This is a genomic window from Propioniciclava coleopterorum (genome assembly GCF_011393335.1).
GTDB classification, from domain to species: Bacteria; Actinomycetota; Actinomycetes; order Propionibacteriales; family Propionibacteriaceae; genus Propioniciclava; species Propioniciclava coleopterorum.
The window spans coordinates 871,490-887,735 of sequence record NZ_CP049865.1 but is presented as its reverse complement, the minus strand read 5'-3'; the positions used below and the strand labels follow the sequence as shown (position 1 = coordinate 887,735).

Here is a 16,246-nt window from a genome sequence, read left to right as displayed (position 1 = left end):
GAAAGGGAGCATGACCATGCAGATGGGACTCATCGGGTTGGGCAAGATGGGCGGCAACATGCGCGAGCGGCTGCGCCGCGCCGGCCACGACATCGTCGGCCTCGACAAGAACCCCGACCTCACCGACGTCCCCGACACCGCCGGGCTCGTCGCCGCCCTGAGCGAGAGCCCCGGGTGGTGTGGGTGATGGTGCCGGCCGGGCCGATCACCACCTCCGTCATCGCGGAACTGGCCGAGGTGCTGGCGCCGGGCGACATCGTCATCGACGGCGGCAACACCCGCTGGACCGAGGACGAGCCGCACGCGGAACTGCTGGCCAAGCGCGGCATCCGGTTCCTGGACTGCGGCGTCTCGGGCGGCATCTGGGGCCTGGAGAACGGCTACGCGATCATGGTCGGCGGCGAGGACGCCGCCGTCGAGGTGGTCCGGCCGATCTTCACCTCGCTGAAGCCCGAGGGGGAGTTCGGGTTCGTGCACGCCGGCGGCGTCGGGGCCGGCCACTTCTCCAAGATGGTGCACAACGGCATCGAGTACGGGGTGATGCAGGCCTTCGCCGAGGGCTTCGACCTGCTCGAGACCTCCGACGTCGTCGAGAACGTCCCCGAGATCTTCCGCAGTTGGCGCGAGGGCACCGTGATCCGCGCGTGGCTGCTGGACCTGCTCGTGCTGGCGCTGGACGCCGACCCGCACCTGGACAAGATCGACGGCTACGCCGCCGACTCCGGCGAGGGCCGCTGGACGGTCAACGCCGCGGTCGACCTCGGCGTCCCGGTGCCGACGATCGCCGCCGCGCTGTTCGCGCGCTTCGAGAGCCAGCGCGAGGACAGCCTCACGATGAAGATGGTGGCCGCCATGCGGCAGCAGTTCGGCGGCCACGCCGTCCGCGCCGAGGGGGCCGACGGCGTCCCGCCCGTCGCGAAGGACGCCGCCTCCTGAGCGGGCGCCCGCTCCCCCGAGCCGGGGAGCGGGCCGGCGCCGGACGACGCACTCGCGTCGGTTCGTCGGGGATTCGTGACAACCCCCTTGCGGGCGTCACGCGCCGCTGGGTACCGTCAGTCAAACGTTTTACTGGGAGAGGCGATGACGCGATCCACGCTGCGGTCCGTCGCGGAGGCGGCGGGCGTCTCCGCCGCGACCGTCTCCCTGGTGCTGCGCGACAAGCCGCACGCCATCCCCACGAGCACCGTCGACCGGGTGCGCCGGGCGGCGGCCGAGCAGGGCTATCGTCCCAACCGGGCCGCCCAGGCGATGCGCACCGGCCGCACCGGGTTGGTGCTGCTCTCGCTGCGCATGATGACCGACCCGTGGGCGCTGGCCGTGGCGGACACCATCGGCGAGGCGGCCGAGGGGTCCGGGGCGACGGCGCTGGTCCAGAGCCGGGGCGACTGGTTCGACACCGTGCTGCGGCTCCAGCCCGACGTGGCCTACCTGGACTCGCCGACCCCCGGTGCCGAGACGGCGCGGCGGCTCGCCGAACTCGTCGCGCGCGGGCAGCGGCTGGTGGTCTTCTCCGACACGCTGGCCGCGGACGGCTTCGACGTCATCCGATCCGACGCCGCCCCCGGGACGGCGCTGGTCCTGGACGCGATCCTGCCGCACACCGGCGACGTCGCGTACCTGCGTCCGACCGTGGGCGGCGCCGTCCACCCGTCCCAGGCGGCGCGCCACGACGCGTACGCGGCGGCGGTGACCGCCGGACGCGTCGAGCGCGACCGCACCACCGACTACGACGGGTCCCGGACGTCCGCGTTCGGGGCCGCGCTGCGGCTGCTGAGTTCGCCGGGACGACCCGCGGCCATCCTCGGCAACACCGACTACGCGGCGCTCGCGGCGCTCCAGGCCGCGCAGTACCTCGGCCTCCGCGTCCCCGACGACGTGATGGTCGCCGGGCTGGGCAACACCGCCGAGGCCGCGCAGGCCGCCCCCGCGCTCACGACCGCCGGGCCCGAGGACTTCTTCGCCCGGCAGGCCGCGATCGTCCTGGACGCCGCGTCGCGGGACGCCGGGACCGGCACGCTCCACACGTTCCCGTGGCGCCTGTACCCGCGCCGCTCGACCTTCCACCACCGCACCGAACCACGTATCGAGAGGAACCACCTTCCATGACGACCCTGCGCATCGGCCTGATCGGCTACGGAGCCCGGGCGGCCAGCCTGGCACGCGAACTGGGACGCGAGGGCAACGACGCCGTCGTGGCGGTCGTCTGCGACCCGAGCGAGCGCAGCCGCCGCGAGGCGGGTGAGGCGTACCCGGAGGCCCGCATCACGGCCGATCTGGCCGACCTGATCGGCTCCGACGTCGACGCCGTGATGGTCCTCACCCCCGACGACCTGCACGCCGACCCCATCGTCGCGGCGCTGGAGGCCGGCAAGGCCGTGTTCAGCGAGAAGCCCCTGGCCATCACCGTCGAGGACGCCGACCGCGTCCTGGCGGCGGCCAAGCGCACCGGTTCCCGGCTGTACGTCGGCCACAACATGCGCCACATGCCGGTCATCACCCTCATGAAGCGGCTGATCGACGAGGGGGCCATCGGCGAGGTCAAGGCGGTGTGGTGCCGCCACTTCGTCGGGCACGGCGGGGACTTCTACTTCAAGGACTGGCACGCCGACCGGTCCCGGGTGACGAGCCTGCTGCTGCAGAAGGGCGCGCATGACATCGACGTGATCCACTGGCTCGCGGGCGGCTACACCCGGACCGTGGCGGCGATGGGCGACAACGTCGTCTACGGCGGGATCGAGGACCGGCAGGACCGCAGCGACCAGCGGATGTGGGACTGGTTCTCGCTCGACAACTGGCCCCCCACCGAGCTGACCGGCCTCAACCCCGTCGTCGACGTCGAGGACATCAGCCAGGTGAACATGCGCCTGGACAACGGCGTCCTGGCCTCCTACGAGCAGTGCCACTTCACGCCCGACTACTGGCGCAACTACACCGTGATCGGCACCCGCGGGCGGCTGGAGAACTTCGGCGACGAGGCGGGCCAGCTCGTCGGTGTCTGGAACCGCCGGCACCGCGGCTGGGCCCAGCCCGACGAGACCCACGCCGTCCCGGACGCCGAGGGCGGGCACGGCGGCGCGGACTCGCTGCTGATCCGGGAGTTCCTGCGCTTCGTCCGCGAGGGCGGCCGGACCGACACCTCCCCGGTCGCCGCCCGCGAGGCCGTCGTGACCGGGGTGCTCGCCGCGCAGTCCCTGCGGGGCGACGGCTCCGCGCTGCCGGTTCCGCCGCTGCCCGCCGAGACCGTCGCCTACTTCGACAACGGCCAGGTCTGATCCGGTCCGACCGCCGGGCGGCGCGACGGTGCGGCCCGCGGCCGCCCGGCGCATCAGAGCCGGTGTTCGAGGATCCCGATCGCCTGCATCAGGGCGAACATCGTCACCGGCCCCACGAACACGAATCCCCGCCGCTTGAGCTCCTTCGAGCAGGCCAGCGACTCCGGCGAGTGGGTCAGGTCGGTGCCCGCCGTCGGATCGTCCGGCCGGAACGACCACACGAGCTCGGCGAGGTCCTCGCCCCGCTCGGTCAGCGCGACCGTGGCGCGCGCGTTGGTGATCGCCGCCTCGATCTTGCGCCGGTTCCGCACGATGCCCGCGTCCGCCAGCAGCCGCTCCACCTCGGCGTCGCCGTAGCGGGCGACGGCGTCGGGATCGAAGCCGTCGAAGGCGGCCCGGAACGCCGGACGCTTGCGCAGCACCGTCGCCCAGGACAGCCCCGACTGGAAGCCCTCCAGGGTGATGCGCTCGTAGACCCCGCGGGTGTCGCGCACCGGCAGCCCCCACTCGGTGTCGTAGTACTCCTGCATCAGCGGGCTGCTCAGCGCCCAGGCCGGTCGTTCCATGCCCTCAGGTTAGGCAGCCCGCGTCACGCGCCGACCTGTTCGCCGGCCGTTCACCCGCACGGGTTACGCTCTCGCGGGTGAACGACCTCGCCCGCACCCTGGGACTGCGCGACGCCGTGGCGCTCGGGCTCGGCTCGATGATCGGCGCGGGGGTGTTCGTCGTGTGGGCGCCGGCCGCCCGCGCCGCCGGGGCGTGGCTCTTCGCCGGGCTCGTGCTCGCGGCCGTCGTCGCGTGGTGCAACGCCACCAGTTCGGCGCAGTTGGCCGCGCGGTACCCCTCCGCCGGCGGCACCTACCTCTACGGACGCGAGGAGTTGGGCCCCTGGTGGGGTTTCCTGGCCGGCTGGGGCTTCGTGGTCGGCAAGACCGCCTCCGCCGCCGCCATGGCCCTCACCGCCGTCACGTACCTGGTCCCCGACGGCTGGTGGCAGCGCCCCGTCGCCGCGCTCGCGGTCGTCGCCCTGGCGGGCGTGAACTACCGCGGCATCACGCGGACCGCGGCGCTCACCCGCGTCCTGCTGGCCGCCGTCGGGGCGGTCCTGGTCGCCGTCGTCGCCGCCACCTGGCTCGGCGGCGCGCCGGGGGCGCTCGCGCGGCTGGAGCCGGCGCCCGCGACCCCGGCCGGCGTCCTCCAGGCCGGGGGGCTGATCTTCTTCGCGTTCGCCGGGTACGCCCGCATCGCGACGCTGGGGGAGGAGGTCCGCGATCCGCGCCGCGCGATCCCGCGCGCCATCTGGATCGCGCTGGGCGTCGTCGTCGTCCTGTACGCGTTCGTGGGCATCGGCACGGTCGGGACGCTGGGCCCGGACGCCGTCGCCGCCTCCCCCGCGCCGGTGCTGGCGGCCGTCGAGGCCTCGCCCGCCCCCTGGCTTGCTCCCGCCGTGCGCGTCGGCGCCGGGCTGGCGGCGCTGGGGGCGTTGCTGGGTCTCATCGCGGGCATCGGTCGCACCGCGCTGGCGATGGCCCGCCACGGCGACCTGCCCCGGCCCCTGGCCGCGGTGCACCCGCGCTTCGGCGTCCCGCACGTGGCCGAGGTGGCGGTGGGCGCGGCGGTCGCGGGCCTCGTGCTGGTCGCCGACCTGCGCGAGGTCATCGGCTTCTCCAGCTTCGGCGTGCTGGTCTACTACGCCGTCGCCAACCTGGCCGCCTGGCGGCAGCGGGAGGGCCGCCTGGCCCCGCGCGCCGTCCAGGGCCTGGGGCTCGCGCTCTGCCTGCTGCTGGTGGCGGCGCTGCCCGTCGCCTCGGTCGCGGCCGGCGCCGCCGTCTTCGCCGTCGGGCTGGCCGGGCGGCTGCTGGTACGGCGCCGCCCCCCGCGCTGAGCGCAGGGGGCGGTCCGTCGCCGCTCGTGGTCGGTGCTGCCGACGGGCGTGCGCAAGCAATGCCGCGGCGCGGCGGCCACGAGCGGGGGGTCAGTCCTGGTCGTCGCCGCGGTAGGCGCCCGGCCGATCCACGAACAGGACGGCGCCCTCCAGGTCGGTCTTGAGCTCCGCCGGGGCCAGCCGGACGGCGAGGTGGTAGACGATCACCGTGACCAGCGTGCCGAACGCGATGCCGCCCAGCGTGAAGTCGCCGATGGTCAAGGAGACGTCGCCGACGCCGATGATGATGCCCGCCGCGACCGGGACGAGGTTGACCGGGTTGCCGAAGTCGACCTTGTTCTCCTTCCAGATCTTGGCGCCGAGCAGGCCGATCATGCCGTACAGGACGACCGTGATGCCGCCGAGCACCCCGCCCGGGGTCGCGGAGATGATCGCCCCGAACTTCGGGGAGAACCCGAACAGGATCGCGACGACCGCCGCCACGACGTAGGCCGCGGTCGAGTAGACCTTGGTGGCGGCCATGACGCCGATGTTCTCCGCGTAGGTGGTGGTCGGCCCGGCGCCCACGAACGTGGCCAGCATCGAGGTGGCGCCGTCGGCGGCGATCGCCGGGCCCATCTGCTTGTCGAGGTTGGCGCCGGTCATTTCGGCGACGGCCTTCACGTGGCCGGTGTTCTCGGCGATCAGCGCGATCACGACGGGCATGGCGATCAGCGCGAACGCGATGTTGAAGCTCGGCAGGTGGAAGCCGACCACGTTGGCGTCCGAGTGCCACACCCAGCCGGCCAGGTCCGTGACCGGTGGCAGGCCGATCCAGGACGCGTCCGCCACGTGCGACCAGTCGACCCGCAGGTGCGTGGTGACCTCGCCGGCCGACGCCGAGAAGGACGTGATGGGGCCGGTGACCAGATCGAGGATCCAGCTCAGGACGTAGCCGAAGATCAGGGACACGAAGATCGCGATCCGGCTCACGAAGCCGCGGACGCCCACGCTCAGCACCACGACGGCGAGCATGGTGATCAGGGCGACCCACTGGTCCTGGGGCCAGTAGGTCCGCGCCACGACCGGGGCCAGGTTGAACCCGATCAGCATGACCACGGCGCCGGTGACGACGGGCGGCAGCACCCGGTGGATCACCCGCGCCCCGGCGGCGCTGATGATGACGCCGACGATCAGCAGCAGGACGCCGACCCAGAACATCGCCCCGCTCACGTCGGCCGGGTTGCCGCCGGCGGAGTAGATCGCGGTCGCCACGCCGACGAAGGACGCCGAGCTGCCGAGGTAGCTCGGCACCTTGCCCTTCACCGCCACCAGGAACACCAGGGTCGCGATGCCCGACATCATGACGGCCAACTGCGGGTTGAGCCCCATCAGGAGCGGGAAGACGAAGGTCGCGCCGAACATCGCGACGACGTGCTGGGCTCCCAGCCCGACGGTCTTGCCCCAACTCAGCCGCTCGTCCGGGGCGACCACGTCGCCCAGCTTCAGCGATCCGTCACCGTGCAACTTCCACAACGCCATGAGGCATCCTTCGTCCGTACCAGGTCAAACGGCAGCAATGTACCCCCACCGGACGCGGTTGGCTCAGGTTGCCCAGCCCACGTCCTCCCAGTCGGTCGTGGAGAAGGCCGGCGCGCCGTAGTTGGCCAGCCCGTTGCGGACCGCGACCTGCTGCGGCAGTTGGAACAGGGTCACCTCGGTGGCGTCCTGCCACAGCGCCCGCGCGAGCTGGCCGGCCTGGTCCGCGCGGCGGACCCCGTCCTGCTCGGTGCGCACCTTCGTGACGAGTTCGGCCAGTTCCGGCCGGTTCGCCGACGCCGGCAGTTGCGCCAGCGGGAACGCCCCGACGGTGATGGTGGTGGGGGTGAGGTCGCCGGTGCCGGGGACGGCGCTCAGCGAGATCCCGACGGCCGCCAACTGGGCGCTCAGCGCGGTGAACTCGGTGCCGGCGAGCGCGTCGGTCTCCGTGACCCCGTAGGTCAGGGCGAGCGGACGCCCCTCCTTGCTGCGGTGGCCGTCGGGGTCCTTGCGCCAGCCCGCCTCCTCCAGCGTGGTGGCGGCCTGCGCGGCGTCGTGGCTCAGGCCGGTGGCGCGCGCCTCGTCGACGTAGCCGGGCTGGGTGGGAAGCAGCAGCGAGTTCGACCACGGCGTGACGGTGCCGGGGGTGACGTCGAGTTCGGTGGCGCCCAGAGCGCCGCGATCCAGCGCCTGGACGACGGCCTGCCGCACCTTGACGTCGGCCAGCGTGCCCTCGGTCGTCAGCCGCAGGGAGCGGCCCTTGCGGCCGGGCGCGGTCCGCAGCACGGTGTCGGCGGCGGCCTTGCTCTGCTGCAGCCGGTCCTCGGATGTGCCGATGGTCCACACGTCGAGTTCGTTGTGCTGGAAGGCGGCCGCGACGGCCTCGGGCTGCACGGTGCGGAACATCACCTGCTCCAGCTTCGCGGCGTCACCCCACCAGGTCGGGCTGGGCTCCAGCGTGATCAGGCCCTGCACCGGGTCGACGTGCGCCACCGTGAAGGGTGCGGCGTAGTGCGCCGGATCGTAGGCGTCCCAGTCGGCCGCGGCGGCGTCGCCGATGCCGTCGCCACGCAGTGGACCCGACACGAGCGGCTCCGCCCAGTCCGGGTCGGGCCCGTGGTAGGTGAGCACGACGTCGGTCGGCGTCTCGCCCGCCGACACGTCGGCCACCCGCTGCCACCCCGGGAGGTCCACCAGCTCGAGGCCGGCGACCTGCCCGGTCGCGGCCCGCCAGGTCGCGACCCAGTCCGCGGCTGTCACGCGCGCGCCGTCGCCCCACCTGGACAGCGGGTTGAGGTGCAGCGTGACGCGGGTGGCGGGGGTCGACTCGACCTCGAACGACGTGACGAAGTCGGGGTTGGGCCGGGCGCGGCCCGCGGCGTCCAGGGAGAAGTGGGCGGGCGTGAGCGGGGCCAGCACCGTGCGGGCGTCGTCGGTGGCCGCGGCCGGGTGGTGGGGGTTCCACTGCGTCGGCAGCGCCGTCAGCGAGAACCGCAGCAGGCCCCGTTCCGGACGCGGTCGCGGGGCAACGGGTTGATGTCGCGGCTCGCGTTGGCGGGGACGGAGGTGGTCTCGCTCGGCGTGGGGGACGGGTCGGTGGTGCACGCGGTGAGCGTCAGGGCGAGTGCGGTGCCGAGGCAGGCCGCGAGGCGCCGGACGTTCACGAACTACCTCCTGCGGGGCTCGGCCGGGTCGATGGGACCGGATTTCACCCTATTCCCGCCCATCGGCGGGTTCTGCACGAACAGGTCACGATTGGGACCGGATAGGTCACAGTTCGGCAACTGGTCAGATCCAGGACCGCAGCCACATCCGGGCGAGCCACTGCCCGTACGGCAGCGACGCGTCGGTGAGAACGGGATACAGATAGGCGAAGTTCGCCACGACCAGGCCGGTCAGGGTGCCGACGATGATGGCGCCGCGCCGGCGACCGGGGGCGTCCGGGGGCCCCAGCACCAGGCCGAGCACCAGCGCGAGCGCGACCACCGTGAACGGGATGATCGTGATGCCGTAGAAGAAGAAGACGGGGCGGTCGGCCGAGGCGAACCACGGCAGCCACACCGAGGCGACGCCCAGCACGGGGACGCCGAAGCGCCAGTCCCGGCCGGCGATCCACCAGATCAGGGCGAGGACGAGCGCCGCCGCCCCGGCCCACCACAGCACCGGCGTGCCCATGCCGACGATCACGCGGACGCAGGTCTCGGGGCCGACGCAGCCGTCGGTGCCGACCGGGATGGCGTTCGTGGCGTCGAAGCTGATCGGGCGCAGCATCAGCAGCCAGCCGGCCGGGTGCGCGTCGTAGGGGTGGGTCTGCTCGCGCATGTAGTCGCCGGTGTGGAACTCGAAGATCTCCTGGTGGTAGTGCAGGAGCGAGGCGAGCGCCGGCCCGAACGCGGCCACCCAGGGGTGGTCGGGGTTCTCCAGCCCCCAGCCGCGGCCGTAACCGCCGTCGGTGACCAGCCAGCCCGTCCAGGACACCAGGTAGACCACGAACGCGGTCCCCACCAGGGACACGAACGCGAGCAGCCCCTCCTTGAGCAGTGCCGTCCACGACAGGAAGCCGGCGCCGGCCAGCGAGCGTGCGCCGACGTCCCAGATCACCGTGACGATGCCGAACACCGCCAGCACGTACAGGGAGTTCCACTTGGTGGCGACCGCCAGGCCGAACAGCAGCCCGGCGACCCAGCGCCAGGGCCGCCACCACAGCAGCGGGCCGAAGGTGCCGCGCAGGTCGGTCCAACCCTTGGCCTCGATGGCGTCCGTCAACCGGTGCCGGTGGTGGTCCCGGTCGGCGACCAGGGCCGCCACGGCGGCCACCAGGAACGTGGCCTGGAAGACGTCGAGCAGGGCGATGCGGCTCATCGTGAACGCGAGCCCGTCGAAGGTGAGCAGCAGGCCGGCGAGCGCGCCGATCAGCAGCGAGCGCGACAGCCGGCGGGCGAGCCGGATCGTGGCCATCACGAGCAGGGCACCGAAGAGGACGGCGGCGATCCGCCAGCCGAGGGGGTTCATGCCGAACGCGGCCTCGCCCAGCGCGATCAGCCACTTGCCGACCGGCGGGTGCACGATGAAGGAGCCCGTGGCGGTCAGGTCGGACAGGTCGCCGGCGATGATGTGCGCGTTGACGACCTCCCCGTTGCTCCACTCGGCCTCGTAGCCGTGCTGCAGCAGCGACCACGCGTCCTTGGCGTAGTAGGTCTCGTCGAAGACCACCGTCCGGGGGAAGCCGACGTTCACCACCCGGATGATGAAGGCCAGCGCTCCGATGGCGACGGTGACGCCCCAACTGATCCAGGGGTTGTCGCGCACGCCGTCGCGCAGCCGGTCCAAGGTCACGGGGGCCATGCTAGCCACCGGCGCGCAGCCTCCCGGACGATGCACGCCCCCGCGCGCCCCGGGCCTTCGGTCTGGGCGGTCCTTCCCGCCGGGCGGTCGTGTCCGCCGTCGCGGTGCCTGCTCGCGTGCCGCTGGTCGGCGCGCACCCCGGCCCGCGTCCCGGACGACGTGGCGGGTTCGCCATACTGGGGGCGTGAGCGAACCCGAGAGCGGCGTCCTGGTGCTGGCCGCGACCCCGATCGGTGACGTCGCCGACGCCAGCCCGGCGCTGCGCCGGGCGCTGCTGGACGCCGACGTGATCGCCGCCGAGGACACCCGCCGCTTCCGCGACCTGTGCCGGCGCCTGGATCTCGAGCCGACCGCCCGGGTCGTGTCGTACTTCGACGGCAACGAGGCCGGACGCGTCGAGGGCCTGGTGGCCGCGCTGACCGCGGGCGTGCGGGTCGTCGTGGTGACCGACGCGGGCATGCCGGTCGTGTCCGACCCCGGCTTCCGCATCGTGCAGGCCGCCGTGGACGCCGACGTGCGCGTCACCGCCGTCCCCGGCCCGTCTGCGGTGCTCACCGCCCTGGCCGTCTCGGGGCTGCCCACCGACCGGTTCACCTTCGAGGGCTTCGTGTCGCGCAAGCCGGGGGAGCGCCGCCGCGCGCTGGCCGACCTGGCCGCCGAGCCGCGCACCATGGTCTTCTTCGAGGCGCCGCACCGGCTCGCCGCCTTCCTCGCCGACGCGGCGCAGGCGCTCGGCCCCGACCGCCCCGCCGTCGTGTGCCGCGAACTCACCAAGACCTACGAGGAGGTGCTGCGCGGCACCCTGGCCGACCTGGCCGCGTGGGCCGCCGGTGAGGTCCGCGGCGAGATCACCGTGGTCGTCGCCGGGGCCGTCGCGCGCGCCGGCTCGCTGCAGGACGCCGTCGCCGACGTGCTGGCCCAGGTCGCCGACGGGGAACGCTTCAAGAACGCGGTCGCCGCCGCGGCGGCCCGCCACGGCGTCGCCAAGCCCGAGCTGTACGACGCCGCGCTGGCGGCACGGAAGGAGCGCGCATGAGCCGCGAGGCGAGCCTGCCCGAGGCGCCGGCGCCGCTGCCGCGTCCCACGACGGACGCGCACACGCACCTGGCGACGACCACCCGCAAGACCGGCCTGTCGGCCGCCGACCTTGTGAGCCGCGCCCGCGCCGTGGGCGTGTCGCGCCTGGTCGACGTCGGCTACGACCTGCCCAGCTCCGTGGCGGCCATCGCGGCCGCGACCGCGTCCGACGACGTCGTCGCCGCCGTGGCGATCCACCCGCACGACGCCGTCGAACTCGGCGACGGCCTCGACGAGGCCCTGCGAGGGGTCGAGGCGCTGCTCGGCACCTCCGACCGCATCCGCGGCGTCGGTGAGACCGGCCTGGACTACTACTGGGTCAAGGACGAGGCCGCCCGCGCCCGGCAGCGCGACGCCTTCGCCGTCCAGATCGGCTGGGCGAAGGACCACGACCTCGCCCTGGTCATCCACGACCGGGACGCCCACGACGACCTGCTCGACGTGCTGGACGCCCAGGGCTGGCCGGCGCGCGTCCAGATGCACTGCTTCTCCGGGGACGCCGCCCTGGCGCGCCGCTGCCTCGACGCCGGCGCGTACCTGTCGTTCCCCGGCACGGTCACGTTCAAGGCCAACGAGCCGCTGCGGGAGGCGGCCCGCCTCACCCCGCGCGACCGGATCCTCGCCGAGACCGACGCGCCCTACCTGACGCCGGTGCCGGTGCGCGGCCGCCCGAACGCCAGCTACCTGCTGCCGCACACGGTGCGGTTCCTCGCCGAGCAGCGCGGCGAGGCCCTCGAGGACCTGTGCGGGGCCCTGGACGCGAACGCGACCGCTCTGTTCGGGGACTGGGGGAGCCGTGGCTGACCTGCTCGACCCGCGGACCATCCGCAACCTGGCCGCCGAGCTGGACCTGCGGCCCACCAAGCAGCGCGGCCAGAACTTCGTGCACGACGCCAACACGGTCCGGCGGATCGTCGCGGCGAGCGGGATCACGCCCGACGACGTCGTGCTGGAGGTCGGGCCGGGGCTGGGGTCGCTCACGCTCGGGCTGCTCGACATCGCCCGGCACGTCACCGTCGTCGAGATCGAGTCGGCGCTGGCGCGCCGGCTGGCCCGCACCGTGGACCAGCGCGCGCCCGAGGCGTCCGGGCGGCTGACGGTGATCGAGGCGGACGCCCTGGCCGTCGATGACCTGCCCGACCCGCAGCCGACGGCGCTGGTGGCCAACCTGCCCTACAACGTCAGCGTCCCGGTGCTGCTGCACGCCCTGGAGCGGTTCGACACCCTCGCCCGCGGCCTGGTGATGGTGCAGCTCGAGGTCGCCGACCGGCTGGTCGCCAAGCCGGGGAGCAAGGTCTACGGCGTCCCGAGCGTCAAGCTCGCCTGGTACGCGTCCTCCGCGCGGATCGGGACGGTCCCGCCCAAGGTGTTCTGGCCCGTCCCCAACGTGGACTCGGGCCTGGTCTCGCTGACCCGACACGCCCCGCCGAACACCACGGCGTCCCGGCAGCAGGTGTTCGCCGTGGTGGACGCCGCGTTCGCGCAGCGCCGCAAGATGCTGCGCGGCGCCCTGTCGGGGCTGTTCGGGGGATCGGCGGCCACCACCGCCGCGCTGGAGCGGGCGGGCGTCGACCCGCAGGCCCGCGGCGAGGTGCTGACCATCGACGACTTCGTCCGGATCGCCGAGCAGTTGCCCGCCTGAGCGCGCGTCCGTCGCGCCCACGCGCCCGGACCCGCGGGCGTCGCCCGGGTCGCGACCGCCCTGGCCGAGGCGCGTCCCGCGCGGGCACCGTCTCGACCGCCCCCGCCCCGGCTGGTAGGAAAGGGCCATGAGCAGCCGCGACCTCAAGGCCGAGCGGATCAAGGTCCGGGCGCCGGGCAAGATCAACCTCGCCCTGCGCGTGGGCGGCGTGCTGCCCGACGGCTACCACCCGCTCGCGACCGTCTTCCAGTCGGTGTCGCTGTTCGACGAGCTCGAGGTGCGGGCCGCGCCCGCCGGACGCCGCACCCTGGAGGTGCTGGGGGAACAGGCCGACCTCGTGCCCAGCGACGGGACCAACCTGGCGCTGCGCGCCGCCGACCTGCTCGCCGAGCACGCGGGCGGGCGGGACGACGGCGTCGCGATGCGGATCCGCAAGACCATCCCGGTCACCGGGGCATGGCCGGCGGTTCGGCCGACGCCGCCGCCGCACTGGTCGCCTGCGCGACGCTGTGGCACATCGACATCACGCCCGACGAACTCGCCGAGCTGGCCCGCGAACTCGGCGCCGACGTGCCGTTCTGCCTGCTCGGCTCCACGGCGCTGGGCCGCGGGCGCGGCGACGAACTGGTGCCCATGCTGAGCCGCGGCAGCTACCACTGGGTGCTGGCGCTGCCGGACGTCGAACTCTCCACCCCGGCGGTCTTCCGCCGCTTCGACGAGCTCAACCCCGACGCCGCCGCCGCCCCGGAGATCCCCGCCGGGCTGCTCGCCGGGCTGGCCAGCGGCGACATCACTCAGGTGGCCGACAACCTCGTCAACGACCTCCAGCCCGCCGCGCTGTCGCTGCGCCCCCACCTCGCCGAGGTGCTGGAGGCCGGGCTCGCCGCCGGCGCGCTCGCCGGGATCGTGTCGGGCTCCGGGCCGACGTGCGCGTTCCTCGCCGAGAACGAGGACGCCGCCGTCCGGCTGTCCAACGCGCTGGCCGGCAGCCCGCTGGCCCGCGCCGTCCGGCGCGTATCCGGCCCCGTCCCGGGCGCCCGGCTGATCGGCTCCTGACGCGGCGGGCTGCTGGGACGAGTTGCCCCCGTTTGGGACGAGTCGCCCCTGGTTGCGACGAGTCGCCCCCGTTTGGGACGAGTTACCCGCGTTTGGGACGAGTTACCCGCGTTTGGGACGTGTCGCCCGCGTTTGGGACGTGTCGCCCGCGTTTGGGACGAGTCGCCCGCTTCCAGAACGAGCTGCCCCCTTTGGGTGCAGGCGCCCCCGCAGGAACGCGGGCATCTGCACCGAACGGGGGCGTCTGCATGTGGCGGGTGTCGAGGGATGAGACGGGTTGTGTGGCGCGGGTGCGTGTCGCCCGCTTTCGGGACGAGTCGCCCCCGTTTGGGACGAGTCGCCCCCGTTTGGGACTAGTTGCCCGCGTTTGGGACGTGTCGCCCGCGTTTGGGACCTGTCGCCCTCGTTCGGGACGAGTCGCCCCTGTTTGGGACGAGTCGCCCGCTTCCAGAACGAGCTGCCCCTTTGGGTGCAGGCGCCCCCGCAGGAACGCGGGCATCTGCACCAAACGGGGGCGTCTGCATGTGGCGGGTATCGAGGGATGAGACGGGTTGTGTGCGGGTGCGTGTCGCCCGCTTTCGGTGACGTGTCGCCCCCGGTTGGGACGAGTTGCCCGCTTCCAGAACGAGTTGCCCGCGCTTGGGACGAGTCGCCTCCGGTTGGGACGAGTTGCCCACTTCCAGAACGAGCCGCCCGCGCTTGGGACGAGTCGCCCGCTTCCAGAACGAGACGCCCCCTTTCGGTGCAGACGCCCCCGCAGGAACGCGGGCGGCTGCACCGAACGGGGGCGTCTGCATGTGGCGGGTTTCGAGGGACAAGACGGGTTGCGTGGCGCGGTGCCTGTCGCAAGGGACGCTGATGTGGTGGCGGTGGGCACGCCGATCCGGCGAGGGATCATCCCTCAGTCGGCGAAGACCATCCCCGTCAGTCGACGAGGGGTCGTCCCCGTCAGTCCGCGAGGGCCGTCCCCGTCGGTCGGCGAGGACCATCCCGCCAGTCGGGGGCGGCTCACTCGGGGTGGGTGAAGGCGACCGGCTTGCCGGACGCGCGGGCGTACGCGATCTCGCGGGCGGTCGACTCGCCGACGTAGCCGCCCGGGTTCACCACCAGGACGCGGTCGGCGAGGTCGATCTTGTGCAGGTGCAGGGCGTCCAGCGCGGCCTTCTGCTGCTCGGTCACGGTGTCGCCGGCGTGGGCGAACACGCCCGGCGCGACCACGATCGCCCCGGCCAGCGTCAGCCGCCGGTTCGCCTCCCGCATCTGCGAGGCGAACCGCGTCGAGCCGCAGAGGCAGACGATCTCCGGACGCCCGGCCCCCGAACCCTCGGTCACGAGACGTCCAGCCAGACGCGCAGCCGGCCGCAGTGCAGGCAGCGGAACGCGAACGGCACCGGGTCGGCCGGCTCCTCGCCGTCGGCCTCCACGTCCCGCAGCGCCGCCAGGAACGCGTCGTCGAGCCAGGCCGGACGCTCCTCCTCCGCCAGCGAGCCCAGCGCGTCCGCCGTCGCCACGCCGTGGAACGCGCAGGCGTCCCCGCAGCAGTACTGCCATTCCTCCTGCTGCCAGGACGCGAAGCCGGGCGTGCGGTGCGCCAGCTCGGCGAGCCGGTCCAGGGGTGCCGGCGGGTCCTGGCCCTCGAGCCAGTAGACGTCGATGAACGACGCGGAGAGCTTCTGGGCCGCCGAGCCGTCGGCGATGCACCACGGGCACAGGTCGGGATGGCGCCCCGGCCCGTACGGCGAGGTGACGTAGGACCAGCCGGTCGCGAGCCCGCACGCCGGGCAGGTCCGGTCGGCGCGCTGCACGAACGACCCCGTCCCCACCGGGTCGGGGTGGTAGCGGAAGGTCGGGATCTCGCTGCGTGGCCGCAGTTGCGCCGGGTCGACCGGCGGGGCGGGACGGCCGAGCGCGGCGCGGTCGACCGGGGTCGGCTCCCCGGTGTGGACCTGCCGGAACAGCCGGTCGTCGAACGCCGCCGGGTCGTCGGGGTCGGGCAGCAGCAGCAGGCGATGCGAGTAGCGGGCGCGCCCGAACGCGACCATCGCCGCCCCGTCGGGGAGGGCGCCGAAGTCGGCGGCGTCGGCGAGGCGTCGGGTGTACCAGGCGATGCCCTCGGCGGTGCGCGTCATGGCCTTGCGGTCGCGCCGATCTAGGACCGGGAGGAACTGCCACTCCTCGTTGGTGGGCCCCCGCAGGTCGTCGATCAGCCAGCCGTTCTCGGCGAGCAGTCGGTCGCGCAGCCAGGGCGGGAGCCGGCGTCCCAGCGTCGCCTCGGCGGCCGCGACGTCCTCCTCGCGGGCTGGGGGGTTGGGGGGCGGGGTCGTCATGGGGGCTCCTCACCGCGGACGCCGATGTGCCGCGCGCCCAGTATCCCTGCCTCGGTGCCATGATGGGGCCCCGGTGCCATGATGGGAACGCGCGCCACCGGCGGCGCGCGGACGCGAGGAGGCG

At 73.7% G+C, this 16,246-nt stretch carries 15 protein-coding genes and 1 pseudogene; 9 read left to right on the top strand and 7 right to left on the bottom strand.

What is annotated here, in order from left to right:
- Positions 1–10 precede the first annotated feature (10 nt).
- The 4 genes from G7070_RS19525 to G7070_RS04285 all read left to right on the top strand — a co-directional run bounded on the left by G7070_RS19525 (position 11) and on the right by G7070_RS04285 (position 3,272).
- Positions 11–187 (top strand): NAD(P)-binding domain-containing protein, encoded by a 177-nt coding sequence (locus G7070_RS19525; RefSeq protein ID WP_348981483.1) that lies wholly within the window; start codon positions 11–13, stop codon positions 185–187.
- Positions 187–936: an NADP-dependent phosphogluconate dehydrogenase gene (locus G7070_RS04295; protein ID WP_348981482.1), complete on the top strand. Its 750-nt coding sequence runs from the start codon at positions 187–189 to the stop codon at positions 934–936. Before G7070_RS19525 ends, G7070_RS04295 begins: the two co-directional genes overlap by 1 nt.
- A 144-nt stretch (positions 937–1,080) precedes the next feature.
- Entirely contained in the window at positions 1,081–2,106 is a 1,026-nt protein-coding gene (locus G7070_RS04290) for a LacI family DNA-binding transcriptional regulator (RefSeq protein WP_166232227.1), read from the top strand.
- Positions 2,103–3,272 (top strand): Gfo/Idh/MocA family protein, encoded by a 1,170-nt coding sequence (locus tag G7070_RS04285; RefSeq protein WP_166232225.1) that lies wholly within the window; start codon positions 2,103–2,105, stop codon positions 3,270–3,272. Before G7070_RS04290 ends, G7070_RS04285 begins: the two co-directional genes overlap by 4 nt.
- Positions 3,273–3,325: 53 nt before the next feature.
- On the opposite strand, the gene G7070_RS04280 is transcribed toward G7070_RS04285, so the two are convergent.
- Positions 3,326–3,838 (bottom strand): DNA-3-methyladenine glycosylase I, encoded by a 513-nt coding sequence (locus tag G7070_RS04280; protein ID WP_166232223.1) that lies wholly within the window; start codon positions 3,836–3,838, stop codon positions 3,326–3,328.
- Between the two features lie 77 nt (positions 3,839–3,915).
- Here G7070_RS04280 and G7070_RS04275 point away from each other — a divergent pair, with 77 nt between their 5' ends.
- Positions 3,916–5,157, top strand: a complete 1,242-nt coding sequence (locus G7070_RS04275) for an APC family permease (RefSeq protein WP_206079944.1) — start codon at positions 3,916–3,918, stop codon at positions 5,155–5,157.
- 90 nt (positions 5,158–5,247) lie between these two features.
- Here the strand turns inward: G7070_RS04275 and G7070_RS04270 are convergent, their stop codons facing one another.
- The 4 genes from G7070_RS04270 to G7070_RS04255 form a co-directional block, all read right to left on the bottom strand.
- On the bottom strand, positions 5,248–6,678 hold the full coding sequence (locus G7070_RS04270; RefSeq protein WP_166232221.1) for a uracil-xanthine permease family protein: 1,431 nt from the start codon (positions 6,676–6,678) through the stop codon (positions 5,248–5,250).
- 63 nt (positions 6,679–6,741) lie between these two features.
- Positions 6,742–8,094: an ABC transporter substrate-binding protein gene (locus G7070_RS04265; protein WP_166232219.1), complete on the bottom strand. Its 1,353-nt coding sequence runs from the start codon at positions 8,092–8,094 to the stop codon at positions 6,742–6,744.
- A 62-nt stretch (positions 8,095–8,156) separates the two neighbouring features.
- Positions 8,157–8,339: a hypothetical protein gene (locus G7070_RS04260; RefSeq protein WP_166232217.1), complete on the bottom strand. Its 183-nt coding sequence runs from the start codon at positions 8,337–8,339 to the stop codon at positions 8,157–8,159.
- Between the two features lie 124 nt (positions 8,340–8,463).
- The gene (locus G7070_RS04255) at positions 8,464–10,020 is read right to left on the bottom strand and encodes a dolichyl-phosphate-mannose--protein mannosyltransferase (RefSeq protein WP_166232215.1); all 1,557 of its coding nucleotides are present in this window, start codon (positions 10,018–10,020) and stop codon (positions 8,464–8,466) included.
- Between the two features lie 184 nt (positions 10,021–10,204).
- Between G7070_RS04255 and rsmI the strand changes: the two genes are divergently transcribed.
- The 4 genes and pseudogenes from rsmI (at position 10,205) to G7070_RS19755 (ending at position 13,795) form a co-directional block, all read left to right on the top strand.
- Positions 10,205–11,056, top strand: a complete 852-nt coding sequence (gene rsmI / locus G7070_RS04250; protein WP_246227310.1) for a 16S rRNA (cytidine(1402)-2'-O)-methyltransferase — start codon at positions 10,205–10,207, stop codon at positions 11,054–11,056.
- Entirely contained in the window at positions 11,053–11,901 is an 849-nt protein-coding gene (locus G7070_RS04245) for a TatD family hydrolase (protein ID WP_166232212.1), read from the top strand. Before rsmI ends, G7070_RS04245 begins: the two co-directional genes overlap by 4 nt.
- The gene (rsmA, locus tag G7070_RS04240; RefSeq protein WP_166232210.1) at positions 11,894–12,739 is read left to right on the top strand and encodes a 16S rRNA (adenine(1518)-N(6)/adenine(1519)-N(6))-dimethyltransferase RsmA; all 846 of its coding nucleotides are present in this window, start codon (positions 11,894–11,896) and stop codon (positions 12,737–12,739) included. The genes G7070_RS04245 and rsmA overlap by 8 nt, the downstream gene beginning before the upstream one ends.
- 127 nt (positions 12,740–12,866) lie before the next feature.
- Positions 12,867–13,795: pseudogene (locus G7070_RS19755) on the top strand (4-(cytidine 5'-diphospho)-2-C-methyl-D-erythritol kinase).
- A 1,008-nt stretch (positions 13,796–14,803) separates the two neighbouring features.
- Here G7070_RS19755 and G7070_RS04230 read toward each other — a convergent pair.
- Together G7070_RS04230 and G7070_RS04225 are read right to left on the bottom strand one after the other, a co-directional pair.
- Positions 14,804–15,127 (bottom strand): hypothetical protein, encoded by a 324-nt coding sequence (locus G7070_RS04230; protein WP_246227307.1) that lies wholly within the window; start codon positions 15,125–15,127, stop codon positions 14,804–14,806.
- A complete protein-coding gene (locus tag G7070_RS04225) occupies positions 15,124–16,122 on the bottom strand; it encodes a CbrC family protein (protein WP_166232208.1) in 999 nt (332 codons plus the stop codon). The genes G7070_RS04230 and G7070_RS04225 overlap by 4 nt, the downstream gene beginning before the upstream one ends.
- Positions 16,123–16,246: the final 124 nt, after the last annotated feature.